At 59.7% G+C, this 26,175-nt stretch carries 20 protein-coding genes and 1 pseudogene; 9 read left to right on the forward strand and 12 right to left on the reverse strand.

The features are described from left to right. Positions 1 to 101: 101 nt before the first annotated feature. Positions 102 to 491: a transcriptional regulator gene (locus tag MEB48_RS25100; RefSeq protein ID WP_237886510.1), complete on the forward strand. Its 390-nt coding sequence runs from the start codon at positions 102 to 104 to the stop codon at positions 489 to 491. Between the two features lie 125 nt (positions 492 to 616). On the opposite strand, the gene MEB48_RS25105 is transcribed toward MEB48_RS25100, so the two are convergent. The 4 genes from MEB48_RS25105 to MEB48_RS25120 form a co-directional block, all read right to left on the reverse strand. Next, complete coding sequence (locus MEB48_RS25105; protein WP_237886511.1) at positions 617 to 1,486, reverse strand: DUF6279 family lipoprotein; 870 nt, start codon at positions 1,484 to 1,486, stop codon at positions 617 to 619. 78 nt (positions 1,487 to 1,564) lie between these two features. Next, entirely contained in the window at positions 1,565 to 2,281 is a 717-nt protein-coding gene (locus tag MEB48_RS25110; protein WP_237886512.1) for a TorF family putative porin, read from the reverse strand. Positions 2,282 to 2,491: 210 nt separating this feature from the next. After that, positions 2,492 to 2,680, reverse strand: coding sequence for a hypothetical protein (locus tag MEB48_RS25115; protein WP_030131898.1), 189 nt, complete (start codon positions 2,678 to 2,680; stop codon positions 2,492 to 2,494). Positions 2,681 to 2,820: 140 nt separating this feature from the next. Beyond that, positions 2,821 to 3,033 (reverse strand): hypothetical protein, encoded by a 213-nt coding sequence (locus MEB48_RS25120; RefSeq protein WP_237886513.1) that lies wholly within the window; start codon positions 3,031 to 3,033, stop codon positions 2,821 to 2,823. Between MEB48_RS25120 and MEB48_RS25125 the strand changes: the two genes are divergently transcribed. From MEB48_RS25125 to MEB48_RS29175, 3 genes are all read left to right on the forward strand, one after another. Next, positions 3,032 to 3,868, forward strand: a complete 837-nt coding sequence (locus MEB48_RS25125; protein WP_030131899.1) for a CvfB family protein — start codon at positions 3,032 to 3,034, stop codon at positions 3,866 to 3,868. The genes MEB48_RS25120 and MEB48_RS25125 overlap by 2 nt on opposite strands. A 211-nt stretch (positions 3,869 to 4,079) precedes the next feature. Then, complete coding sequence (locus MEB48_RS25130; RefSeq protein ID WP_237886514.1) at positions 4,080 to 5,012, forward strand: DMT family transporter; 933 nt, start codon at positions 4,080 to 4,082, stop codon at positions 5,010 to 5,012. Between the two features lie 251 nt (positions 5,013 to 5,263). Then, positions 5,264 to 5,395, forward strand: coding sequence for a PA1414 family protein (locus tag MEB48_RS29175; protein ID WP_256585077.1), 132 nt, complete (start codon positions 5,264 to 5,266; stop codon positions 5,393 to 5,395). Between the two features lie 194 nt (positions 5,396 to 5,589). Here the strand turns inward: MEB48_RS29175 and MEB48_RS25135 are convergent, their stop codons facing one another. The 3 genes from MEB48_RS25135 to speB all read right to left on the reverse strand — a co-directional run bounded on the left by MEB48_RS25135 (position 5,590) and on the right by speB (position 8,622). After that, entirely contained in the window at positions 5,590 to 5,838 is a 249-nt protein-coding gene (locus MEB48_RS25135; protein ID WP_237886515.1) for an acyl carrier protein, read from the reverse strand. A gap of 180 nt (positions 5,839 to 6,018) precedes the next feature. Beyond that, positions 6,019 to 7,398 (reverse strand): sodium:solute symporter, encoded by a 1,380-nt coding sequence (locus MEB48_RS25140; protein ID WP_237886516.1) that lies wholly within the window; start codon positions 7,396 to 7,398, stop codon positions 6,019 to 6,021. A gap of 273 nt (positions 7,399 to 7,671) precedes the next feature. Then, positions 7,672 to 8,622, reverse strand: a complete 951-nt coding sequence (gene speB / locus MEB48_RS25145; RefSeq protein WP_030131905.1) for an agmatinase — start codon at positions 8,620 to 8,622, stop codon at positions 7,672 to 7,674. A gap of 309 nt (positions 8,623 to 8,931) precedes the next feature. Between speB and MEB48_RS25150 the strand changes: the two genes are divergently transcribed. Both MEB48_RS25150 and MEB48_RS25155 read left to right on the forward strand, forming a co-directional pair. After that, positions 8,932 to 9,825: a LysR family transcriptional regulator gene (locus MEB48_RS25150; RefSeq protein ID WP_237886517.1), complete on the forward strand. Its 894-nt coding sequence runs from the start codon at positions 8,932 to 8,934 to the stop codon at positions 9,823 to 9,825. A gap of 4 nt (positions 9,826 to 9,829) precedes the next feature. Beyond that, positions 9,830 to 10,423 (forward strand): tRNA-uridine aminocarboxypropyltransferase, encoded by a 594-nt coding sequence (locus MEB48_RS25155; protein ID WP_237886518.1) that lies wholly within the window; start codon positions 9,830 to 9,832, stop codon positions 10,421 to 10,423. Between the two features lie 126 nt (positions 10,424 to 10,549). Here MEB48_RS25155 and MEB48_RS25160 read toward each other — a convergent pair whose 3' ends face one another. The 3 genes from MEB48_RS25160 to MEB48_RS25170 are packed head-to-tail and all read right to left on the reverse strand — an operon-like array spanning position 10,550 to position 15,483. Beyond that, positions 10,550 to 11,917 carry an HlyD family type I secretion periplasmic adaptor subunit gene (locus tag MEB48_RS25160; RefSeq protein ID WP_237886519.1) on the reverse strand — a complete coding sequence of 456 codons (1,368 nt, stop codon included), beginning with the start codon at positions 11,915 to 11,917 and terminating at the stop codon, positions 10,550 to 10,552. A 9-nt stretch (positions 11,918 to 11,926) separates the two neighbouring features. Further along, positions 11,927 to 14,086 (reverse strand): type I secretion system permease/ATPase, encoded by a 2,160-nt coding sequence (locus MEB48_RS25165; protein ID WP_237886520.1) that lies wholly within the window; start codon positions 14,084 to 14,086, stop codon positions 11,927 to 11,929. Between the two features lie 38 nt (positions 14,087 to 14,124). Then, positions 14,125 to 15,483, reverse strand: coding sequence for a TolC family outer membrane protein (locus MEB48_RS25170; protein WP_237886521.1), 1,359 nt, complete (start codon positions 15,481 to 15,483; stop codon positions 14,125 to 14,127). Between the two features lie 591 nt (positions 15,484 to 16,074). On the opposite strand from MEB48_RS25170, the gene MEB48_RS25175 reads away from it, so the two are divergent. Next, positions 16,075 to 22,452, forward strand: a complete 6,378-nt coding sequence (locus MEB48_RS25175) for a retention module-containing protein (protein WP_237886522.1) — start codon at positions 16,075 to 16,077, stop codon at positions 22,450 to 22,452. 186 nt (positions 22,453 to 22,638) lie between these two features. Here MEB48_RS25175 and MEB48_RS25180 read toward each other — a convergent pair. After that, a pseudogene (locus tag MEB48_RS25180) lies at positions 22,639 to 22,818 on the reverse strand (DUF6124 family protein); the annotation flags it as partial. A 251-nt stretch (positions 22,819 to 23,069) separates the two neighbouring features. Here MEB48_RS25180 and pyrF point away from each other — a divergent pair. Continuing rightward, entirely contained in the window at positions 23,070 to 23,768 is a 699-nt protein-coding gene (gene pyrF, locus MEB48_RS25185) for an orotidine-5'-phosphate decarboxylase (RefSeq protein WP_177409381.1), read from the forward strand. A gap of 257 nt (positions 23,769 to 24,025) precedes the next feature. Here the strand turns inward: pyrF and MEB48_RS25190 are convergent, their stop codons facing one another. Further along, complete coding sequence (locus tag MEB48_RS25190) at positions 24,026 to 25,030, reverse strand: NADP-dependent oxidoreductase (RefSeq protein ID WP_237886523.1); 1,005 nt, start codon at positions 25,028 to 25,030, stop codon at positions 24,026 to 24,028. A gap of 236 nt (positions 25,031 to 25,266) precedes the next feature. On the opposite strand from MEB48_RS25190, the gene MEB48_RS25195 reads away from it, so the two are divergent. Then, on the forward strand, positions 25,267 to 26,028 hold the full coding sequence (locus tag MEB48_RS25195) for an SDR family oxidoreductase (protein WP_237886524.1): 762 nt from the start codon (positions 25,267 to 25,269) through the stop codon (positions 26,026 to 26,028). Positions 26,029 to 26,175 lie beyond the last annotated feature (147 nt).

The following is a 26,175-nucleotide window of genomic DNA, read 5'->3' on the forward strand; positions in this document are numbered from 1 at the left end:
GCCGGTCGGTAGGGCGGAATACCTCGGCTGAACGGCCGCCGTCCCTGTCGGTCACAACCTATGAAGGCCATCTCACTCGCGGGCACTGGAGGTTGATCAGGATGACTTATAACTGGGATTTGATTGAACGCTTGCTGCATGAAGTGCAGAACGGCGCCGGCCACAGTTTCACCCCACGGCCTTATGCCGAGCAGTATGCGGCGGCGAAAGCCAACGCGGGCGAGCCGTTTGAGAACCTGGATCACCTGAAAACGGTGGCTGGTGAGTACGAAAAGTTACTGCTGCTGCGGGGTTATATCGAGCCTCGGCCGGAGAACCAGGGTGGCAATGGCGAGAATTACATTTTGACGCCCCGGGGCTCGAGATTGTTGAGCCTGATCGACAGCAGCATTCCGGGTAATGAGCATCCGCGGCAGGTGCTGGATGAACAGGAAGATGCGCTGGAGGAACTGACGTTTGATGAGGTGGCGTCGAAGGCGCAGATTGCCTGAAGATCACGCATACCCCTGTGGGAGCGGGCTTGCTCGCGAATGCGGTGTGACAGTCGACTTAGATTTTGAATGTTAAATCGAATTCGCGAGCAAGCCCGCTCCCACATTGGATTGTGGTGATCCGTTTAATCCTGTCGCGCCGCTTTCAGGCATTGCAAATCAGTGAAATCCTTGCGCACACCTTCAATCTTCTTCAGCAACTGTTCACGCTGAACCGGCGTGCTCTCGGCCATTATGTCCACCAGCAACGCCCGAGCCTGGGCTTCGGTGTTGGCGTAGGCCTCGCGGTAAGCCGACGTCCACAAACTCTCGCGATTCACCAGAAGTGTCTCGATTCGCTGTGGGAATTCTGGACTCTGCCGTTGCGCGACTGCCGCGCTGAATTGCTGTTGCCAGTGTGCGCGATTGGCAATCCATTGTTTGTTCTGATCACCCAAGGCATTCGACCAGGCCATTACCCGTTGCTGTTGGGTTGGGTTGAGCGGTCCGAGCCAGACATTCAAGCGTTTCTCCATGCGCTTGCTTCGCTCTGTGATCTGTTGCTCCAGAGACGGCTTGAGGTAGGCCACCTGGCGTTTGCGCTGGTCCTTGGCGAAGGCTTCGTTCATTTCCGCGACTTGCTTGTCATCAAGCCCCTGCAACAGCTCGATGGCCGACGGGGTGATTTCCCGGGCGGTTTCGGCGATGGCCTGTTTGGCTTCCTGGGTGCGGGTTTGCAGTGCGGCGTCGGTGATCTGGTTGGCCTCGACCATGGCCTGTAAACGATCCAGCCAATCGAGGTAACCGGGCAATTGCGTGGTGCAGTGCCAGCTCAGGTGTTCTTTGAGGCGCTCGTTGAACCAGTCTTTTTGCTCGTGGTTCATCTCCAGGTAGTCGCTGAGTGTCCAGGGAATGATCGCGTCCAGGTTGCGATAAGCCAGGCCCACGCGGCTGCATGCGGCGACAGTGAGGCTGAGTGTGATGATGACACTGATCTGTTTCCACCAGTGCGACATGGCGAGTCCTTGCGAAGACCTGGTTTCTTTAAAGGGTTCTTTTATGTGATCGCAGGATAAGCCCGGCAGTTCAGCCGATTAATTGAAGCTGTGTGCAGCCTTGAGCGTCACCAGGCCGTTGCACTCGCTATTGTGACCGGAATAGGCGGAGCAGTTGCTGCCGCTCAGGCTTGAGTCACTGTAGATCAAGTCCAGATCGATGCCCATGAACGGCCGGGACAATTTCACTGACCAGTCGGTAAAGCTGCCTACATACCCATCATCAACGGACACCGGAGTGTTGAGTTGGTGGGTGGTGTATTTCAGGCTGATACCGATGCCGAAGGGCTGATTGCCACTGAGGTCGGCGAACAGGGTGCTGTTCTGTTTGTCCGGGTCGTTGCTGAAGGCCGCGCCGAAGCGGCTGCCCAGCAGGGTCAGGCCGCCGAAAAGCTCCTGGCTGTCGGGAATCTCCACGTTCGGGTAGCTGTAATGGATCATGCCCACTTCGTAACCGAGGGATTGATCGAAAGGCTGTTTAAAGCCCATGTAGGAGTCCACTTCAAGGTTACTCGAAGGGCTCAGCCCCATGCTGGGGGACCATTGACCCACATAGAAGCCACTGTCGTGGCTCAGGTCGAGGCCACCGTGGAACGAGCCGGTCGTCGAGGGCTTGACCAGTCCTTGGGCCATGCTGCGACTCGGGGTGGTGGCGAGCTTGAGATCGAAGTCGCCCAGTTCGCGCTGGAAGACTTGCGCATGGACGTCCGAACACCACAGCAGACTGCCGAGCAGAAAAAGAGAGGGCTTGAACATGCGTCACTCCATGAGCAGCGAGGTGCAGGTCCTGAAAACCTGCTGAAACGCTTGATCCAGACACGTGCAAGCATACCGGCGAATGTTCGGCATCAAGGGCCGTTCGTCGATTTTTGAAATATTGATTTGTTTGATGGGGTATTGCGGGAGGGTTCCAGTCCAAGCGCTTCGAAGCTCAAAGCGCTTATGGACCAGTTAACGCAGGGGAAATTACTTCTTGCCTAGCGTGATCTGCTTGGACGGGCCGAACGTCTGGCCGCTGACGCCTTTGGCAATTTGCTGGATCTCGCCACCGGACTTGAGGAATGCAGCGATCTGGTCATTGATCGATTCGCTGGTTTCAACGGCGGGAGCTGGCTTTGCTTTGCTGTTGGATGCTTTTACACGCATGGCGGCCATTAACCTGTAGAAATTAACTTGGCCAGGCATGGTACAGGAAATGCTTGACAATTGCTTGGCAAATATCCTTCCGAAATACACGTTGTAGAAACGTAATTTATCGCAAGTTATTATTCGGAATGTTCCCCTAAGCTGCTGTTTTAACTAAAAACCCTGGTGGAAAAAAAGCGCTTTTTGAACGAGTTGGCCAGGTGATGGAACACCCGAACGGCCTGACGAGCGGCCAAATAACCATGGCCAACCCCAGGAAAATTAAGGCCTTGCGCGGATTTTCCTGCGCCACCGGGCTGGCCGCCGAACACCGTCCGCAAAACCGGGTAGAATGCCGCCCACGCAATGAGGGTATTGGACATGGCATTAGTCGGGCGCTACAACAGTTTGCAAGTGGTTAAACACACTAACTTCGGTTTATATCTGGACGGTGGCGCGGATGGCGAAATCCTTCTGCCTAATCGTTATATCCCCAAAGATATTCCCAGCGAAGATGAAGACTGGCTCAACGTTTTTATTTATCTGGACAGCGATGACAAACTTATCGCCACGACCGAAAAACCGAAAGTTCAGGTCGGTGAATTCGCCAGTTTGAAAGTCGTTGAAGTCAACAGCATCGGCGTGTTCCTGGATTGGGGGTTGCCGAAGGATCTGCTGCTGCCGTACTCCGAAGAAAAGCGCCAGATGACGGCCGGTGAGTATGTCGTGGTGCACGTTTATCTCGACAAACATACTCGACGCATTACCGCGACAGCACGTCTGGACCGCTACCTGGACAAGACTCCGGCCAACTACACTCCTGGCCAGGAAGTTGATTTGCTGGTGGCCGAAGCGACCGATATGGGCTTCAAGGCAATCATCAATAACAAGCACTGGGGCCTGATCCACAAGAACGAAATCTTCAAGTTCATGCGCGCCGGTAAAGAAGAGAAGGGCTTTATCAAAGAAGTCCGCGCCGACGGCAAGATCAGCCTGAGCCTGCAACCGGTGGGCGAAGAAGCGGCCACCAGTCTGAACTCGAAGATTCTCGCCAAATTGCGCGACAACAACGGCACGCTGCCCGTCAGCGACAAGAGCGACCCGACGCTGATCAGCAGTATGTTCGGCGTCAGCAAGGGCAACTTCAAAAAGGCCATCGGCGCGTTGTACAAGAACGGCCAGATCGTCATTCACGCTGATCGTATCGAACTCAGCTGACCTGACGCCGGCCCCTGCAGTGACTCTTTTGATCGGCCATCTGACGCAAGCGGCGATTTAAAGGTCTTTTGCAGACGCCTTTTTCTGTCCATCTGGTTAATAATCGGCAGCATCATTTTTCGCCCCGGCCCCCTCTATTCAGCAAGAGGAGGCCGGGGCTTTATTTTTACTGTCGAGTCACCGCCATGGATTGTGTTGTCGAGGTGTTCGGGTGAGCGCCACCCGGCGTAGCGCCGATGGGTTTGCCCTGCAAGTGATGGTCGGGCTGTGCCTGATCTGGGGCGTGCAGCAGGTGATGATCAAATGGGCCGCGCCCGACATCGCACCGGTCATGCAGGCGGCGGGGCGGTCGGGTATTTCCGCGTTACTCGTAGGATTGTTGATCTGCTGGAAGGGCGGCTGGGATCAGGTCGGTACTACCTGGCGCGGCGGCTTGCTGGCGGGTGCGTTGTTTGGCCTGGAGTTCTACTTCATTTCCGAAGGCCTGCAACTGACCACGGCGGCGCACATGTCAGTGTTCCTCTATACCGCGCCGATCTTCACCGCGTTGGGCGTGCATTGGCTGCTGCCGAGTGAGCGTTTAAGACCGGTGCAGTGGCTGGGGATTGTTCTCGCCTTCGTCGGCATTGCCATTGCGTTTGCCGGTGGTGTGTCGTGGGACAACCTCGACCGCCGCATGTTGATGGGCGATGCCTTGGGCGTGTTGGCCGGCGCGTCATGGGGCGCGACCACGGTGGTGGTGCGTGCCTCGCGTCTATCGGAGGCGCCGGTGACCCTGACGCTGTTTTATCAATTGATCGTCGGCTTCGTCGGCCTGCTGTTGATCGCGATCCTCAGCGGTCAGGTCAGCCATGTCAGCCTGACCCCTGTTGCCGTGGCTAGCGTGCTGTTCCAGGGATTGGTGGTGTCGTTCTTCAGTTACCTGACCTGGTTTTGGCTGCTGCGTCGTTATCTGGCGGCGAACCTGGCGGTATTTTCGTTCATGACGCCACTGTTTGGCGTCACGTTCGGCGTGGTGCTGTTGGGCGAAGAACTGAGCCTCAACTTCGTGATCGGCGCCGTGCTGGTTTTGCTCGGGATCACTTTTGTGAGCGCAGAACAGTGGGTCCGCCGTCGTTTGCGCAAAGCACTTGGACAACCCTGACCGGATGCAGCAAATCGTTACCGACGATCACAGTGCGAGTTGCAATCACCGTTGAAGTGACTGCTCAGCGCCGCGAGCAATGGTCCGCTGAGCCAACCCACGGCAAAACAAACCAACGGACAGGGATCTGGATCAATTCAGTAACAGATCATTGCGATCTTGGGCGAGCATTGCGTAGGACTTCGGACTATTATCAGTGCGAAGGGGCTACAGAACTTCGGCCGCTCGGCACTACCCTGAAGGGGGGCATCATGAAAGAGAAAATCCAAAACTGGCTGCATGACCTGGGTGTCGCACTCGGTTTGATCGAACCGCCTCTGCAACCCGTGCCTGTTCGCACTGACGACGAACAACGTCGCCGCCAACAGCAGCGCCGCCGGTAAACCTGGCACATCACCTGTGGCGAGGGAGCTTGCTCCCGCCGGGGCGCGCAGCGGCCCCATTCATCGCCATCAGGGAGGGCAGGTTGAACGCGGACCCAGCTTGCGATTGCTGCGCAATCGAGCGGGAGCAAGCTCCCTTGCCCTCGCCACAGAGGTTCATTCGTCGCATCGGGTGTATTTGACGATCTGTCTCATCACCGCGCAATCTCAATCAAAAACCGGCTCAAGTCGTCGACGGTCGTCGCGGTCTTGAGCATCCGGTCTTCTTCGACGGTAAATGCCGTCAATCCCAGCTGATCTTCCAGATGGAAGATCAGCTCTTCAATATCCTCTTTATCCAATCCCAACTGCACCAGGCGAGTGTTGTCATCGAAGTCATCCTGATTTTCCCGCAGGCGGCGGATGAAGCGATGTACGGCTGTATGAACGTCGGCTCTTGTCATGGTTGCTCTTCGAGGGCGTTATTGTTGTTGTCCCTGGTGCTGAGTACAGCAGGCTTCAGGCGTGTCGGCGCTGCCACTCGTCAATCATCGTGCGTAAATAGCAGTTTCCTTCAGACGAAAAAAAACGGGTGTGGCAACCGACGCCACGCCCGTCGAAGAAACTGTTGCTACAACATCAGCTTAGACAGCGCTCGCCACCACTGCCGGGCGACGGGACAGCAAGCTGACCACCACGAAACTCACCAGGCCTACGCCGAGGCTGTAGTAGATCGGGGTGTTGGCGTCCATACCGTCCTTGAACATGAACAGCAGCGCGGTGATGAAGCCCAGCGCCATGCTGGTGATCGCACCGGCCGTCGTGGCGCGTTTCCAGTAGATGGCCCCCATCAGCGGGATCAGCATGCCGCCCACCAACAAGTTATAAGCCAGGGTCAGTGCGCTGATCACATCATTGACCACCAGTGCGATGCCCAATACTGCGATGCCAGTCAGCAGGGTAAACAGGCGATTGACGCTCACGTTTGATTGTTTGCCGCCACGCAGCTTCGGCAACAGGTCTTCGGTCAAGGTGGTGGATGCGGCGAGCAGGCCGGCGCTGGCGGTGGACATCATGGCCGCCAGTGCAGCTGCGATCACCAGGCCACGGATACCGTCCGGCAGGGATACTTTGACGATGGCGGCAAAGGCATTGTTGACGTTGTCCAGATCCGGAATCAGCACATGAGCGGCCATGCCGATCAACGCACAAACCAGACCATAGACAATGCAGTAGATCCCGGCAGACGTACCGGCGTACTTGGCGACTTTCTCGCTTCGTGCGGTGAACACCCGTTGCCAGATGTCTTGACCGATCAGGATGCCAAAGAAGTAGATCAGGAAGTAGGTAATGATCGTGTCCCAGCCGATGCTGGTGAAGTTGAAGCTGGCGGCCGGCAATTGGGCAACCAGTTGATCCCAGCCACCGACCCGGTACAGGCAGATCGGCAGCAACAGGAACATCAGGCCGATGGTCTGGATACCGAACTGGACGATGTCGGTCAGGGTCAGGGACCACATGCCTCCGATGGTCGAGTAAATCACTACTACGCCACCGCCGAGCAGCACCGAGAGCCAGAACGGCAGGCCGAACAGTACTTGCAGCACGGTGCCGATCGCCAGGATCGAGGTCACGCCGATCATCAGTGCATAGGCCAGCATGATGGTCGCGCTCGCGGTGCGAGCCATTGGGTTATAGCGCTTTTCCAGCACTTGGGTAACGGTGAATACCTTCAGCTTCAGCAGCGGTTTGGCGAGGAACAGGTTCAGCGCCACGATCCCGCAGCCCAGTGCGGCGCAGAGCCAGAAACCGGAAATGCCGTGGACGTAGCCCAGGCGCACGGTGCCGACAGTGGACGCGCCACCCAGAACGGTAGCGGCCATGGTGCCCATGTAGAGACCCGGACCGAGGTTGCGACCGGCGACCAAATAGTCTTCGTGGGTCTTGGCCTTGCGCATGCCGTAGTAGCCGAGCACCAGCATCGCGGCGGCGTAAATGAGAACGACGAATAAATCCAAAGCCATGATGGCGTGTCTCCGATTGTTTTTTTTATGGTGAGGCTGAAAATCAATCCCTGTAGGAGCGAGGCTTGCCCGCGAAGGGAGCACCGCGGTCCGCCAGACAGACCGCGTTATCGTTGTTCGCGGGCAAGTCGGAACGCCGCACCGCTCGCTCCTACAGGTAAATACGTTGACCACAGGTAATGTGTTGAGTCAGGCCGTTTGTCGCGCCGATAAAGGCGTTGCTCGAGGAGCACGACAGCACCTCGAAGCCGTCCTCGGCGCGCTGACCGATCCTCAGCGATGGACCACGCCCGGCAGTACGCAGAGCATTTCGTACAGCAGGTTGGCGCCCAACAGCGAGGTGTTACCGGTGGTGTCGTACGCTGGCGAGACTTCTACCAGATCGCAACCGACTAGATCGAGGCCTTGGCAGCCGCGCACGATTTCGATCGCCTGAATGGTTGTCAAACCGCCGATTTCCGGGGTGCCAGTGCCGGGTGCCCACGCCGGATCGATACCGTCGATATCGAAACTCAGGTACACCGGACCGCCGCCGACTTTCTCGCGAACTTCGGCCATCAGTGGTGCCAGGGATTTGTGCCAGCATTCTTCGGCCTGAACCACACGGAAGCCTTGATTGCGGCTCCAGTTGAAGTCATCAGCGGTGTAACCCTGAGCGCGCAGGCCAATTTGCACCACGCGGTCGCAATCCAGAAGGCCTTCTTCTACCGCGCGACGGAAGGTGGTGCCGTGGGCGATCTTCTCGCCGAACATGTGATCGTTGACATCGGCGTGGGCGTCGATGTGCACCAGGCCGACCTTGCCGTGCTTTTTATGGATGGCGCGCAGGATCGGCAGGGTGATGGTGTGATCGCCGCCGAGGGTCAGGGGGATCACATCGTGTTCGAGGATATTGTCGTAGGCCTCTTCGATGATCCGCACGGCGTCCAGCAGGTTGAACGTGTTGATCGCCACGTCACCGATGTCGGCAACCGACAACGAATCAAACGGCGCGGCGCCGGTGGCCATGTTGTACGGGCGAATCATCACCGATTCAGCGCGGATTTCACGTGGCCCGAAACGGGTGCCGGGGCGCAGGGACGTGCCGATGTCCAGCGGGATGCCGATAAAGGCAGCGTCCAGGCCGGCAGCGGATGGCAAATGGGGGAGTCGCAGCATGGTGGCGATGCCGCCGAAGCGCGGCATTTCGTTGCCGCCCAGTGGTTGGTGAAGAATCTTGTCCACGGGTAAGGCCTCATCGTCGTTGTTTTATTTATGTCGGTTGCACGCTCGGGGAGAGACGGGCACCGCTGTGGGCCGATTCTGCGAAATGCAGTGGTCGGGAAGAATCGCTACGGGCAAATACTTAGTTCAGATTTTTCTAAACTAATGGCGAGGGCAGCGATAGACTCTTACGCGTGATCGTTCCCACGCTCTGCGTGGGAATGCATCCACGGACGCTCCGCGTCCAGCTGTTTCCTGTATGTGACGCAGAGCGTCACGGGCTGCATTCCCACGCAGAGCGTGGGAACGATCTAGGTGCTTGGAGCCCCCATGGCCAACGCTTTACCCGACCTGAAACTATTGCGCATTTTCGTCAGCGTGGTCCGCCATCAAGGGTTCGCCAACGCCCAGCAAGAGCTCAACCTCTCGACCTCGGCCATCAGCACTTACATGAGCCAGCTCGAAACTGCCCTGGGCCTGGTGCTTTGCCATCGCGGGCGCGGTGGTTTCAGCCTGACCAGCAAGGGCGAGTTGTTCCATCAGGAAACTCTGCGTCTATTGGCCGAACTCGAAGGTTTCGAACAATACGCCGCCGCCCTCAAAGGCGAGTTGCGCGGCACTTTGAACCTGGGGGTGATCGACTCCACCGTCAGCGACAAGGCTTTGCCGTTCGCCGAAGCCATCGGCGCCTACAGTCAGGAACACCCGGCGGTGCACTTGCATCTGTCGGTCATGAGCCCCTACGAACTGCAACTCGGCGTGCAGGACAACCGCCTCGACCTGGCCATCGGTGCCTTTTCCACGCGCATGAGCGGTCTGGTTTATATGCCGCTGTACCGTGAACAACACTGGCTGTATTGCAGCAGTCGCCACCCGCTGTTTAGCGAGCGGCGTATTCCCGAGCAAGTCATCACCCAACAGCGCATGGTCGGTCGCGGCTATTGGAGCCAGGCCGAACTGGCCCGCCACGGTTTCAAACACAGCGCGGCGACGGTGGAAAGTATGGAGGCCCAGCTGATTCTGGTGCTGTCCGGCGCCTACATCGGTTACCTGCCAGAGCACTACGCCCAGGCTTGGGCCGACAAAGGTGATTTGCGCGTGCTGCTGCCAGCGACGTTCGGTTATCAGGCACCGTTCTCAATGATCGTGCGCCGTGGCCGCAGCCGCGAACCGCTGATCCAGACTTTCCGCGACCTGCTCAAAGCGCAGCTCAATCAGGCTTAAGAAAATGTCCAGAATCCAATGCCCACGCTGTCTGCGACCGCAAACCCATTGTCTGTGCCCGCTGATTCCGAGCCTCGACAGCCGCACTCGGGTGTTGCTGCTTCAGCATCCAGGCGAAGTGAACCACGCGCTGAACACCGCGCGGTTGGCGGTGTTGGGGTTGAAGAATGCCGAGTTGATTGTGGGCGAGGTGTTCGAGGATTTGCCGACGCTGCTGAATCAGCCGGGCTATCAGGCACGGTTGCTGTTTCCCGGCGAGGAGGCGCAGCCGATGCAGGCCTACACCGCGAATGATGAGCCGCTGCTGCTGGTGGTTCCGGACGGCACCTGGCGCAAGGCGCGTAAAATGTTGCACCTCAATCCGTTGCTGGCGGCGTTGCCCAGAGTGACATTGGCCGAAGGCGCGGTGTCGCGTTATCGCTTGCGCAAGGCTCCGGGGCCGGGAGCGTTGTCGACGGTGGAGGCGATTGTGCAGGCGTTGCAGACGCTTGAGTCACCCGTCAGTTTTGAGCCGTTGTTGAAGCCATTCGAGGCGTTGATCGAGGGGCAGATAGCGGCGATGGGGGAGGAGACCTATCAGAAGAATCACGGGCGATGATCGTTCCCACGCTCCGCGTGGGAATGCATCCAGTGACGCTCTGCGTCGCATCCGGGAAGGGACGCGGAGCGTCCCGGGCGGCATTCCCACGCGGAGCGTGGGAACGATCACTCCTTCGGAGAATGACTACCGCTCCCGCATCGCCTCGGTCCGGGCTTTCAACACCGGTTTAAGCAAATAATCCAGCACCGTTTTCTCCCCGGTAATAATGTCCACCGTCGCCACCATCCCCGGAATGATCAGCAGCGGTTTCACATCCCCGCCCAAGTGATTTTTATCGGTCCTTACCTGAATCAGATAAAAACTGTTGCCCTTGTCATCGGTGATGGTGTCCGCCCCGATCAGCTCCAGCTTGGCACTCAGCCCTCCGTAAATCGTGTAGTCATAAGCGCTGAACTTGACCATGGCTTTCTGGCCCGGGTGCAGGAACGCCACGTCTTGAGGGCGGACCTTGGCTTCGATCAGCAGGTTGTCTTCCAGCGGCACGATTTCCACCATGTCGTTGCCAGGCTGGACCACGCCGCCGATGGTGTTGACCTTCAGCACTTTGATGATGCCGTGAACCGGCGACACCACGGTGGTGCGCGTCACGCGGTCATCGATGGCGATGCTCGTCGCGGTTATTTTCGACAGGTCGGTGCGTTTCTCATTCAGTTCTTTTGCCGCGTCCGAGCGGAAGGATTGTTCGGACTCATCAATCTTGCTTTTGATCTCATTGATCGCCGATTCCGCCCGGGGAATCGCCAGGGTCGTGGCGTTCAGCGAGCCGCGGATTTCCACCGCGCTGCGTTTGAGCCGCAGGATTTCCACCGGCGAAACCGCCCCGGTGCCCACCAGCGGCGCAGACATGTTCATCTCTTGTTGCAGCAGTGCCAGGCTGGAACTGAACTGCCCCTGTTTGGAACGGAATTCCGCCAGCTCCTGGGTTTTCTGCCGAAGTTGTTCGGTCAGCGTGCGCTGTTCACTGGCCAGTCGGCGCTGGCGTTGTTCGTACAGCGAGCGTTCGTCCTCGGCCACTTGCGGCGCCTTGGCGATGACTTCCGCAGACAGCTTGAACGGCCGGCCTTCCGCTTCGGCCGATAAACGTTCAACCTGCGCGGTCAGTGCATAGCGGTCCGCTTCGCTTTCCCCCTTGTTCGACAGGAATCGCGTGTCATCCAGGCGCAGCAAGGTGTCGCCCTTATTCACCATTTGCCCTTCGCGGACGAAGATCTCCGTGACGATGCCGCCCTCCAGGTTCTGGATCACCTGCACCTTGCTCGATGGAATCGCCTTGCCTTCGCCCGTGGTGACTTCCTGCAATACGGCGAATTTGGCCCAGAGCAGCGCGGTGATCAGCAGCGCCGCTGCCAGCCACACGGTGATCCGCGACCAGCGCGGCGAATCCTGCAACGAGGCGCCGGCGGTTTCCGGCATGAATTCGCTTTCGGCACTTTTGCTGAAACTGCCGAAGTAGCCTCTGTCCTTTGATGACGCGGACGATGAACCAGCCATGGGCAACTCCTAAGCCGTCGCAGAGCCGACACGGCCCTTGCGCAATGCATCGATGACCGCTTCTTTCGGGCCGTCGGCGACGATCCGCCCGTTGTCCAGCACCACCAACCGGTCCACCAGGCTGAGCATCGAGGTGCGGTGAGTGACCAGCAGCAGGGTTTTGCCTTGAATCCAGCCGTGGAGTTTTTGCCGCAGGACGTCTTCGCTGCTGTTGTCCATGGCGCTGGTGGGTTCGTCGAGCAGCATGATCGGCGGGTCGAGCAACAAGGCCCGCGCCAGCAACACCGCTTGCCGTTGACCGCCCGACAGCAACTGACCGCGTTCGCCCACCGGCCGGTCGAAGCCCTGGGGATGTTGACGAGCCAGTTCGGTGACGCCGGTCAGTTCGGCGACTTCGAGCATCCGCGCATCGCTGATGTAATGCGCGCCGAGGGTCAGGTTGTCGCGCAGGCTGCCGGCCAGCAATGGCAAGTCGTGGGCAACGTAACCGATCTGTTGGCGCAGGTCGGCGACATCCAGTTGTCGCAGGTCCAGGCCATCGAGCAGCAACTGACCTTCCTCGGGGGCATAAAAACCCATCACCAGGCGCGCCAAGGTGCTTTTGCCCGAACCGCTGCGGCCGATGATGCCGATCCGCTCGCCCGGTTTCAGGCTGAAGCTGACGTTGGCCAGGGCCGGAGCATTCTGGCCGTTGTAGTGGAACGTCACACCGCTGACGTCCAGTGCGCCTTGCAATTGCGTGCGCTCCAACGGGCGCTGTTTGGCGTCACGTTCTTGCGGCAACGACATTAGCGCATCGGTACTTTTCATGGTCAGTTGCGCTTGCTGATAACGGGTGATCAGCCCGGCGATCTGCCCCAGCGGCGCGAGCACGCGGCTGCCGAGCATGTAGGTCGCCACCAGCGCGCCGACACTGAGGTTGCCGGCGATGATGCTGTAGACCCCGGCGACGATGGTCGCCATGCCGGAGAATTGCTGGATGAACAGCGTGCCGTTGGTGGCCAGCGCCGAGAGGTTGCGCGCGTGGCTGTCGAGGCGGGTGAGGGCGCCGTGGGTGCTTTCCCATTTGTGCTGGCGTTCGCTTTCGGCGCTGCAGGCCTTGAGGGTTTCCAGGCCGCCGAGGGTTTCGATCAGCAGGGCCTGGCGTTCGGCGCCGAGGCTCAGACTCTTTTGCACGGTGTCGCGCAAACGTGCCTGAATCACCATGGCAAAGATGATCGTGAGGGGGAAGGCCAAAAGCGGAATCACCACCAGCCAGCCACCGAGCAGGCCGATCACCACCAGCATCAGTACCGCGAAAGGCAGGTCGATCAGGCTGGTCAGCGTGACGGCGGTGAGAAATTCCCGCAGGCCCTGAAAATCATGAATGCTCTGGGCGAAACCGCCGATGGTCGCTGGCCGCGCTTTCATCGCCATGCCGGTGATGCGTTCGAACAAGGTCGCCGAAAGAATCACGTCGGTTTTCTTCCCGGCGGTGTCCAACAAGTGCGCGCGAACCACCCGCAGCACCAGTTCGAACCCGGTGCCGATCAGCAAGCCGATCGACAGCACCCACAACGTTGAAGTGGCCTGGTTCGGCACTACCCGGTCGTAGGTCTGCATGACGAACAGCGGCACCATCAACCCTAGCAGGTTGATCAGAAAACTCGCCAGAATCGCGTCGCTGTACAGCCACTTCGACAACTTCAGCGTGTCGCGAAACCATGCCTCGACTCGCGGCACCAGCGGCGCGCGCAAGTCTTCGAGTTCATGTCGCGGCCGGGCGAACAAAGCCTGGCCGCTGTAGTTGGCGGCGAGCTCGTCCGTACTGACCCATTGTTCTCCGCCGTCGGCTTCGCTCGGCAGAATCAGCGCCTGACCGTCATCGCCGAAGCGACGCAAGACCGCGCAGCGGCCATGGTTGAGGATCAGCATCACAGGCAGGTTGAGCGCGGAAATTTCTCCCAGTTCACGGCGCAGCACACGCGCCTGCAAACTGGCCCGGGCCGCTGCACGCGGTAGCAAGTCCAGGCTCAAACGTTGGTGTGCCATTGGCAGCCCGGCACTCAGGCTGGCGCGACTGACCGTCGCGCCATGAAGTTTGCAGAGGATCAACAGACCGTCCAGAAGCGGGTCGTCGAAGCTCAGACGCGGATCGACACCCGTGTTGCCGGTTTCCATGCTGGTCACAGCGAGCGCTCCCGTTGAGCTTTGGCAATGGACTTGATTTATTTCAGTTCAGGCAAACGAGCTTCGTTTTTCACTTCGGTGGAGGCGATCGCATCGGCGGGCAGCACCACCCGTTGTTTGCTCAGCAACTGGCCCATGTTCGCCAGCACGCGGTACATCGAGAACTCCTCGATGTACCGCACTTCGGTGTAGCGGCGATTGGCGTTGTAGAGTTCGTTTTCACTGTCGAGCAAGTCGAGCAGGGTCCGTTGACCGAGGCCGAACTGATCCTGATACGCGGCCCGCACGCGGGTGGTGGTTTCGGCATATTCACGGGCGGTCGGGGTTTGTTTCTTGGCGTTGAGCATGGCGTTCCAGGCCAGGTGAATGTTCTCGTTGAGCTGGCGCAAGGCGTTGTTGCGGATGTCCAGCGCCTGGTTGATCTGATGCGCATCGGAGGCCAGCCGGGCCTTGTCGCTGCCGCCGCGGAACAGGTTGTAGTTCATCACCACACCCACTCGCCATTGGTTGTCGTGGCCTTCGTCACCCTGAATATTGTTATTCGCGCCCACCGCTGCTTCAGCGTCAAAGCGCGGGTAGAACGGCGACTTGGCGACTTCATACTGGCTCTCGGCCGATTGCACATCGGCCTGGGCGGATTTCAGGTACGGGTTGTTTTCCACCATGCTCTGCTGGGCTTCCGGCAGGGTGGCGGGCAATTCGCCACGGGTCGATGGCGGCGCTTCGAGTTCATCGGGCATACGCCCCACGACGCTGTAGAAATTCGTCTCGGCGTCGGCCAGATCGACTTCGGCGGTGTCGAGGTTGTTTTGCGCCAGCGCCCGGCGTGCGGTGGACTGGTCGGAGTCAGCGTTGCTGCCGACCCCACGCTGGGTGCGCAGGCCGATCTGATCGTTGACCCGCATGTGCGCTTGCAGGTTGTTCTTGGCCAGCGTCACCAGTTCGCGGCGCTTGAGCACTTCGAGGTACACCTCGACGGTGCGCAGGGCCAGGTCCTGGGCGGTGCCCTGAGCGTAATAGGCTCGCGAGTTGGCCACGCCTTTGGTACGCGCGACTTCGTTGGAGGTGTTGAAACCGTCGAACAGCATCTGCCGCAGGCGCAGTTCCGATTGGGTGTAGTTGAGGATTTCAGTGTGGTGATCGCCCTGCGCCCGCGTGGTGGTGTTATCGCTGTAGCCGCGCCCGTAGCCGGCGTTCAAATCCACCGATGGATAGAAGCCCCCTTTGGCGACTTTAATCTGCTCGTCGGCCGAGAGTCGGGCGTCGACCCGCGACGCCAATTCCGGGTGGGTCGCAATGGTGCTCTGGATCGCCTCGGTCAATGACATCGCCTGAGCTTGAGAAGTGCAGGCCATGGCCAGCAAAATCGCGCTGCAGAGGGGGGTTAAAACGCGCATGGATGCCTCTCCCTGATTCCTGATGGTGTTTAGCTATCTGCCAAATATTTGACGTTATTTTTAAGTGAATCCGTTTCATGCTTGTTACAACAGAGCTAAGAACATCCTGAAGCCAAGCTAAGAAAAATTTTTCATAAGAGCTATGCCAAAAAAAACTTATGCGCTCTGAAAAATCCAGCACATTGTTCAATGCGAAAGCCTTGGTTTTATGAGCTCTCGGGGCCATTAACAGGCTTTGTAAAAGTTCCACTCACTTTTCGACACACGACGAAGAAGTGCTGGAGGGGAGGAAGCGAGACGGTTTTCCAGTGACGGTTTTTTGTCACTTGGGTGATTCAGAACCGTTACGCATTGTTCGCAGGCCGGTCATTTTGGAAGTGGACCCCGATGCCATTGATTGCAGAGGGTTTTATCCCGATCCAGAAATTCCCCTCGCGAGCGATACGCCTGGCGAAAGTGTCGGAAGGCAGTGGTTTACGTCAGGTAAACGCTTTCTCGGCAAACGATCCGCCAGGCCAACCTGCTTGAACCATGGGCACGTTCTTCGCGCAAACAGGATGCCGACAGCAGTTGGCAGCGGAGGAAATGCACATGGCAACGCTCATCGGTATCGTCAGTAAGGTCATCGGTCAGGTGTACGCAGTGGCGGGTGATGGCACCCGACGCACCCTGGTCGAGGGCGATCGGCTGTTTGCCGGCGAGCAGCTGGTCACCGGGGCCGAAGGCGCGGTGGCGGTGCAGTTGAAAAATGGCCAGGAATTGACCCTGGGGCGAGACAGCAGCCTGCAGATGACGGCTCAGTTGCTGGCGCATCAGGTCCCGCACGTGGAGACCTCTGAGGCGATGACGCCGAGCCAGGCGCAACTGACCGATGTGGAGCAACTGCAAAAAGCCATTGCCGCCGGCGCCGACCCGACCCAGACCGGTGAGGCCTCCGCCGCCGGGCCAGACGCAACGGGTGGCGCACTGGGCGGTGGTCATAGTTTTGTGCTGCTGGAGGAAGTGGGCGGCCGGGTCGAACCCACGATTGGTTTCCCCACGGCGGGCTTCAACGGTATTCCCGAATTCCCTCTGGAGCGCCGGGACCCGGACAACGGCGACAACGGCGATACAGCGAATAACCCCGTCACCCTCATTGGCCTGTCGGCGGCAGGAGGCGAACTGACCCTCAATGAAGCCAATCTGGCGGACGGTTCTGCCAGCAACCCCGCAGCGCTGATTCAACACGGCACCTTCACCGTGATTGCGGCTGACGGCCTGACCAGCCTGAACATCGGCGGGATCAACGTGATCAGTGGCGGTGTGCCCGCCGGTTTTGCGCAATCGATCACCACGCAACTGGGCAACACCCTGACGATCACCGGCTACAACCCGGCCACTGGCGTGGTGAGTTACAGCTACACCCTGGTCGGCAACGAGACCCACTCGGCGGGTGACGGCGCCAACAACCTCAGTGAACAGTTCACCGTGGTCGCGAGTGACAGTAACGGTGATACCGCCACCGGTTCGCTGGACGTCAACATCACTGACGATGTGCCCAAAGCCATCGACGACATCAACGCCAATACCGCCTCGGAAACCCTGCTGACCCTGACGGGCAGCGTGCTGCCCAACGACCTCCAGGGCGCCGACCGCATTGCCACCGGCCCCGACAGCGGGCCGATCATCGGCGGTACGTTCAACGGGACGTACGGCACGCTGGTACTCAACCCCAACGGCACATACACCTACACCCTGAACACCAGCGACGCCGATTTCAACGCTCTGAACGGTGGCGGCAGCGCCACGGAAACCTTCACCTACACCCTGACGGATGCCGACGGCGATACCAGCACCGCGAACCTGGTGCTGGAGATTCACAATAACGATGATCCGGTGACCTTCGGTGGGCTGAATGCCGAAGGTGGCGAGTTGACTCTGTACGAGAAAAACCTCGCCGACGGCAGTGACCCCGATGCACCGGCGCTGACCCGCAGCGGCACTTTCACCATCACTGCGCCAGACGGTGTGCAAAACCTCAGCATAGGTGCAATCAAGGTGGTGCTTGGCGGTCTGGCCGCCGGCTTCCCGCAATCGTTCGTCACGCCGCTCGGCAATACGCTGACCATCACCGGGTTTGATCGTACGACCGGCGTGGTCACTTATAGCTACACCCTCAACGCTAACGACGCGCACCTGGAGGCCAGCGGCAACAGCCTGGCCGGGCAATTTGCAGTAATGATGGTGGACGACAACGGCACCATCGCCCACGGCATGCTCGATGTGAACATCATCGATGACGTGCCACAAGCCGTGGACGACAGTAATGCCAACATCGCCTCGGAAACCCTGTTGACCTTGACCGGCAGCGTGCTGCCCAACGATATCCAGGGCGCCGACCGCATTGCCATAGGACCCGATAGCGGGCCGATCATCGGCGGTACATTCAATGGGACTTACGGCACCCTGGTGCTCAATGCCAACGGCACATACACCTACACCCTGAACACCAGCGATGCGGATTTCAAAGCCCTGAACGGCGGTGGCAACGGCACCGAAAATTTTGTCTACACCCTCACCGATTCCGATGGCGATACCAGCACCGCGACGCTGGTGCTGAATATCCATGACAACGATGACCCGGTGACCCTCGATGGCCTGAACGTCAACGGTGGCGAACTCAACGTTTATGAGAAAAACCTCAGCGACGGTACCAACCCCAACACACCGGCCTTGACCCAGAGCGGCACCTTCACCGTCACCGCCCTCGACGGTTTGCAAACCCTGACCGTGGGCGGCATCGCGGTGGTCACTGGCGGTGTGGCCGCAGGTTTTCCGCAATCGATCGTCACGCCGCTCGGCAGTACGCTGACCATCACCGGCTTCGACATGGCGACCGGCGTGGTCAGCTACAGCTATACCCTGGTGGATAACGAAAGCCACCCGAACGCCAACGGCACCAACAGCATCACCGAGAACCTCAACGTCATCGCCACCGACGTCGATGGCAGCACGGCATTGGCTCAGATCAACGTCAACATCGTCGATGACTTGCCCGCCGCCAACCCTGATGTCGCCACGGTGGGCGAGGGCGAAACGGCCTCGGGCAACGTGCTAGACAACGACATTGGTGGCGCCGATGGCCCGGCACTCAGTGGAGCGGTGGTCGGCGTGCGTGCCGGCAGCGACACCTCGACGTCGGCCATCGGTGGCCTGAACACGCAGATCATCGGCACCTATGGCTACCTGACCCTGGATGCCAATGGCAACGCCGTGTACCACAGCAATCCGAACTCGGTCAGTGCGCCGGGCGCCACGGATGTGTTCACCTACACCGTGCGCGATGCCGACGGCGATGAAAGCACCACCACGATCACCATCAACGTGGCCGACTGCTCCCTCGTAGTGGCCCCCGATACCGACGTGACGGTTCACGAAAAAGCCCTGGATCTAACCCAGGACGGCCAGGATCTGGCGGCGGGTACGGTGACCGGCAGTGAGCCTGACAATACCGGCGAAACGGCCAGCGGCACCTTGGCTGGCTCCATCACCGGCGCCACTGGCGCGATCACTTACACGTTGGTCGGTAGCACCACTGGGAGCTATGGGGAAATCCTGCTCAACCCGGATGGCAGCTATACCTACACGCTGACGTCCGCACCAGCGACCACGCCCCATGCCAACGATGGGCCGAATACCCTGAGCGAAAGTTTCACTTATCAAGCCACCGATTCGCTGGGCAACAGCGTCACCAGTACCATCGTGATCAGCATCGTCGATGACGTGCCGACGGCTCACTGCGATTCAGTTTCGGTGGTGGAGGGCGGTACGGTCAGCGGGAATGTGCTGCACAACGATGTGCTCGGTGCTGACGGCGCAGCCGCGAGTGGTGCAGTGGTTGGTGTGCGCGCCGGCAGCGACATTTCGACCTCGGCCATCGGCGGTTTGAACAGTCAAATCAATGGCACCTACGGCTACCTGACTCTGGATGCCAACGGCAACGCCGTGTACCACAGCAACCCGAACTCGGTTGGCGAACCGGGTGCCACGGATGTATTCACCTATACCGTGCGTGATGCCGATGGCGATGAAAGCACCACGACCCTCACCATCGACGTAACCAATAACTGCCTTGTAGTGGTCACCGATACCGACGTGACCGTCTACGAAAAAGCCCTGGATTTGACCCGGGATGGCCAGGACCTGGCGGCGGGCAGCGTCACTGGCAGCGAGCCAGGCAACACCGGTGAAACCGCCTCCGGTACGCTGGTCGGTGCGGTCACCGGCGCCAGCGGCGCGATCACTTACACCCTGGTCGGCAGTGCCACCGGAACCTACGGGCAAATCCTGCTCAACCCCGATGGTACCTACACCTACACCCTGACCTCGGCACCGAAAACTTCGCCCGACGCCAATGACGGTGCGAACACCCTGAACGAAAGCTTCACCTACACCGCCACCGATGCCGTGGGCAACAGCACCACTGGCACCCTTGTAGTCAACATCGTCGATGACGTGCCGCCTGACGCCGTCGCCTCGGGCCGTTCGGTGCCCGCGGTGCAGATCGACTCCAACCTGCTGCTGGTGATCGACGTGTCCGGGAGCATGGACGATCCCTCCGGCGTGTCGGGGCTGTCGCGACTGGAACTGGCCAAGCAGGCGATCAGCGCACTGCTCGACAAGTACGACGATCTCGGCGACGTGAAGGTGCAGATCGTCACCTTCAGCAGCAGCGCCACAGACCAGACGTCGATCTGGGTCGATGTGGCGACGGCCAAGTTGATCATCGCGACGTTGACGGCGGGCGGCGGGACCAATTACGACGCCGCCGTGGCAACCATGCAAAGTGCGTTCGACACCACGGGCAAACTCATCGGGGCGCAGAACGTCGGCTACTTCTTCTCCGATGGCAAACCCAACGAAGGCGACATCGGCACCGCGGACGAAATCGCCCTCAAAGCCTTCCTCGACGCCAATGGCATCAAGAACTACGCCATCGGCCTGGGCAGCGGTGTCAGTAACGACAGCCTCGATCCAGTGGCTTATGACGGCAGCACGCACACCGACACCCATGCCGTGGCGGTGACCGACCTCAATCAACTCGACTCGGTACTCTCGGGCACCGTGCAAGGCGCGCCGGTCACCGGCTCGCTGCTGGGCGAAGGCGAGGGCGCTACGTTCGGCGCCGATGGCGGCTTCATCAAAACCATCACCGTCGATGGCACCACCTATACCTATGATCCAAAAGCCAACAGCAATCAGGGTTCGCTGAACTTCAGCGGCGGCGCCAACCACGGCACGTTCAACACCGCCAACAACACCTTGAGCATCGCCACCGACAACAGCGGCACGCTGCTGGTGAACCTCGACACCGGCGAGTACACCTACACCTCGCAGACAACCACGGCCGCGGTGATCAGCGAACACATCGACTTCACCGCCAGTGACAACGACGGCGATCTGGCCAGCTCCACGCTGGTGATCAACGTAATTCCGAACACGCCACCGGTGGCGGTCGATGACCATGTCATCACCAACGTGCTGTCGGGCAGCATTGTGCTGCCGGGCGAATTGCTGCTGGCCAATGACACCGACATCAATGGCGATGCGCTCACGGCATCGCCGACCACCTTCAACACCGGATGGGGGGCCAAGGGCGCAGACTTCATCGGCACCCACTCGAGCTTCAGCTTCACTGGTAACAACGTCCAGGCAGTCACCATCGCCCGTAGCGCATTCGTCGCCAACACCGCGGCCATGACGGCGGTGCTGGTGGTCAGCGGGGCGCTGGGCTCGGTCAGTAACAACAACACCAATGACGAGGATCTCATCACCGTCAACCTCAAACAGGGGGAAACCCTCAATCTGGACCACAACCTGGCGGCCGGCCGCATCACCCTGGAGTACTCGGTCAACGGCGGTGCTTTCACTGCCATCGCCGACGGCCAGACCCTCACCGCCACGGCGGACGGCACGTACCAGATCCACATCACCAACATCGACGACGGTGGTCCGGGCAACAGCGGGAAGGGGGCGGAAAACTACCAGCTGACCATGACCGTCAACTACGCCGGCGCTCAGGACAGTACTTCGGACTTCCACGGCACCTACATCGCCAACGACAACCACGGCGGCAGCGACTCGGCCAATGTGAGCATCAGCTATCAGGACGGCCATACGCTGACCGGCACTTCGGGCGACGACATACTGCTGGCGGGCGCCGGCAACAATGTCCTCAATGCCGGTGACGGCAATGACCTGCTTACCGCCGGGTCAGGCAACAACGAGATGCATGGAGGCGCCGGCAATGACTTGTTGTTCAGCGGCGCCGGCAACGACCTGCTCGATGGCGGTAGCGGCAACGACACCGCGAGCTACGCTCATGCCACCGCCGGCGTCACCGTCGACCTGAGCCTGCTCACCGCGCAAAACACCCTTGGCGCAGGCACCGACACCCTGACCGGCATCGACAACCTCACCGGCTCAAACTTCAACGACAGCCTCACGGGCGACAACAACAGCAACATCATCAACGGTGGTTTGGGTAGCGATGTGCTCAACGGCGGGGGCGGCGATGACTTCCTCATCGGCGGCCTGGGCAACAACACCCTCACCGGCGGCAGCGGCGCCGACACCTTCCAGTGGCTCAAGGGCAATAGCGGCCACGACATCATCACCGATTTCACCCCAGGCACCGACAAGCTCGACCTGTCGCAACTGTTGCAAGGGGAAAACGGCACAGCGGCGTCGCTGGATGACTACCTGCACTTCACCGTCACCGGCAGCGGTGCGTCGGTGCTCACCAGCATCGACGTCAGCGCCATGGCCGGCGCCACGCCGAACCAGACCATCGACTTGGCGGGGGTGAATCTGGCCAGTCACTACGGTGTCACCCCGGGGGCGGGTGGCGTGATTGCCGGTGGGGCGGACACGGCGACAATCATCAACGGGATGCTCAATGATCATTCGTTGAAGGTGGATACGGTGTGATCTGAAACGACAAAACCCGCCATCCCGGTGAAAGGGGATGGCGGGGTTTTGATCGTTCCCACGCTCTGCGTGGGAATGCCTCAACGGACGCTCTGCGTTCGGCTTTGGAGGGGACGCGGAGCGTCCCGGGCTGCATTCCCACGCAGAGCGTGGGAACGATCAAGCCCTGTGGTTTCAGATCAATGGTCAGGACGGCGGATCGAGATTATCCAGCACCCGATTCACCGCCAACTCACCGAGCATTACCACCGATTGAATCCCCAACATCATGTTGCGATGGGGAATGTCCATCAACCCGGCGAATTCACTGAGCATCACGCTCGCTGACGCCAGGGATTCGCAGGCGTTGACCAGCAGGGTTTCGTTAGGCTGCGAGGTTGTGGCTTCAGCATAGGCGTCCGGCCGTGAGGCGGGAAGTGCTGTAGGACCTGTTGCGGCTGCCGAGGGTAGCGTTGAAGGGTGTTGTGGGCGTGTCGTGTGTGTACCGAACTCGACACAATTGCCGCAGCAGCTAGTCTTGTCTGAGCCGCGACGACGAATTACCGATCATCGGGTCCCGCAGCGGCGCCGGTTCCGCTACAATGCGCGCCGATTTCGACTTGCCTGAGAGCCCACTCATGTCCGCTTGCCAGACGCCTATCATCGTCGCCCTGGATTTCCCCTCCCGTGACGCCGCACTGAAGCTGGCCGATCAACTGGACCCGAAGCTGTGCCGGGTCAAAGTCGGTAAAGAACTGTTCACCAGTTGCGCTTCGGAAATCGTCGGAACCCTGCGCGACAAGGGTTTCGAAGTGTTCCTGGACCTCAAGTTCCACGACATTCCGAACACCACCGCCATGGCCGTCAAGGCTGCCGCGGAAATGGGTGTGTGGATGGTCAACGTGCACTGCTCCGGCGGTCTGCGCATGATGGCCGCCTGCCGTGAAGTGCTCGATCAGCGCAGCGGCCCGAAACCGCTGTTGATCGGCGTGACCGTGCTGACCAGCATGGAGCGTGAGGATCTGGCGGGTATCGGCCTGGACATCGAGCCACAAGAGCAGGTGCTGCGCCTGGCCGCGCTGGCGGAAAAAGCCGGGATGGACGGTCTGGTCTGCTCGGCCCTGGAAGCCCAGGCCCTGAAAGCCGCTCACCCGTCGCTGCAACTGGTGACCCCGGGGATTCGTCCGGCGGGCAGCGCCCAGGACGATCAACGCCGCATCCTGACCCCGCGTCAGGCGCTGGACGCCGGTTCCGACTATCTGGTAATCGGCCGTCCGATCAGCCAGGCGGCGGATCCGGCCAAGGCGTTGGCAGCGGTGGTGGCAGAACTCGCTTAAGCGGCGCCTGCTAAAACCTTTCGCGGGCAAGCCTCAATGCCTGTCAGTTAAGCGAAATTCCTGTAGGAGCGAGCTTGCTCGCGAAAGCGATAGGTCAGGCGATATTAATGTTGACTGTACTGCCGCCTTCGCGAGCAAGCTCGCTCCTACAGGGTTTCGCGGCTTAACTGACTGGCATTGGGGCAAGCCTCGCTCCTACAAGTTATGTGTCATGACCGACATATGACCTGTAGGAGCGAGGCTTGCCCGCGAAGCTTTTAAACCTTCAACACCAACTTCCCGAAATTCTCGCCGCTGAACAATTTCATCAGCGTCTCCGGGAATGTTTCCAGTCCTTCGACAATGTCTTCCTTGCTCTTGAGTTGCCCCTTGGCCATCCAGCCGGCCATTTCCTGCCCGGCAGCAGCGAACTGCGCGGCGTAATCCATCACCACGAAGCCTTCCATCCGTGCACGGTTGACCAGCAGCGACAGGTAGTTGGCCGGGCCTTTCACCGCTTCCTTGTTGTTGTATTGGCTGATGGCGCCGCAAATCACCACCCGCGCTTTCATGTTCAAACGGCTCAGCACCGCATCGAGAATATCGCCGCCGACGTTATCGAAATACACGTCGACACCTTTCGCACACTCACGCTTGAGGCCGGCCTGCACGTCTTCGTTTTTGTAATCGATGGCACCGTCAAAACCCAGCTCATCGATCAAGAACTTGCACTTGTCCGCGCCGCCGGCAATGCCGACTACCCGGCAACCTTTGATTTTGGCGATTTGCCCGGCAATGCTGCCCACCGCACCGGCCGCGCCCGACAGCACTACGGTGTCGCCGGCCTTCGGCGCGCCGACATCGAGCAGGGCGAAGTAGGCGGTCATCCCGGTCATGCCCAGCGCGGATAAATAACGCGGCAGTGGTGCCAGTTTCGGATCGACCTTGTAGAAACCTCGCGGCTCGCCGAGGAAATAATCCTGCACACCGAGGGCGCCATTGACGTAGTCCCCCACGGCGAAACCCGGATTGTTCGACGCGATGACTTTGCCTACGCCCAACGCACGCATGACTTCGCCAATGCCGACCGGAGGGATGTAGGACTTGCCCTCGTTCATCCAGCCGCGCATGGCCGGGTCCAGGGACAGGTATTCGTTTTTGACCAGGATCTGACCTGTCGCCGGCTCGCCGACCGGTACTTCCTGATACGTGAACGTTTCACGGGTGGCCGCCCCCACGGGGCGTTTGGCGAGCAGGAACTGGCGATTGGTCTGGGTAGTCATGACAGGCACTCAAGATGAATGAAGTCTTGTTGATAGACCTTCATTGGCGATGCTGCAAGGTTGGCTGATGCTGCGAATGCACATCGATCCAGTGCGGTGATAGTCAGGGCGCCAGCTCTATCACTGCAACTCATGGGCGCCCAACCGGCCCTCTGATAGTGCTGCCGTGCCATACACCCCTATGACTAGACTGGGCACACGCGATCCCCCGCATTCTTGCCTCCGAGGACATAACAATGAGCATGACGTTTTCCGGCCAGGTCGCCGTTGTGACAGGCGCGGCCAATGGTATTGGCCGCGCGACCGCTTTGGCGTTCGCCGCTGAAGGTTTGAACGTGGTGGTCGCCGATCTGGACGCGGCCGGTGGCGAGGGCACTGTGGCGCTGATTCGCACCGCGGGCGGTGAAGCGACCTTCGTGCGCTGCAACGTCACCCTGGAAAGCGATGTAAAAAATCTGATGGACGAGGTCGTGAATACTTACGGCCGTCTCGACTATGCCTTCAACAACGCCGGCATCGAAATCGAGAAAGGAAAACTGGCGGAAGGCACGGTCGATGAGTTCGACGCGATCATGGGCGTCAACGTCAAAGGCGTCTGGTTGTGCATGAAGTATCAGTTGCCGTTGCTGCTGGCCCAGGGTGGCGGCGCGATCGTCAACACCGCTTCGGTCGCCGGCCTGGGGGCTGCGCCGAAAATGAGCATTTACGCTGCCTCAAAGCACGCGGTGATCGGCCTGACCAAATCGGCGGCAATCGAATACGCCAAGAAAAAGATTCGCGTGAATGCGGTATGCCCGGCAGTGATCGACACCGACATGTTCCGTCGAGCCTACGAAGCAGACCCGAAGAAAGGCGAGTTCGCCAATGCCATGCACCCGGTCGGGCGTATCGGCAAAGTCGAAGAAATTGCCAGCGCGGTGCTCTACCTGTGCAGCGACGGCGCGGCGTTCACCACCGGTCATTCGCTAGCGGTAGATGGTGGCGTCACTGCGTTTTAGGACGCAATCCCTGTAGGAGCGAGCTTGCTCGCGAAGGCGGCGACACAGCCAACATTGATGTCGCCTGACACTCCGCTTTCGCGAGCAAGCTCGCTCCTACAGTTTTTTAGCGCTCGGCGCCGGTTCCCTGAAGACGCCGATCAATGT

This window comes from Pseudomonas sp. PGPR40, from assembly GCF_022014505.1.
In the GTDB taxonomy this organism is placed as follows: Bacteria; Pseudomonadota; Gammaproteobacteria; order Pseudomonadales; family Pseudomonadaceae; genus Aquipseudomonas.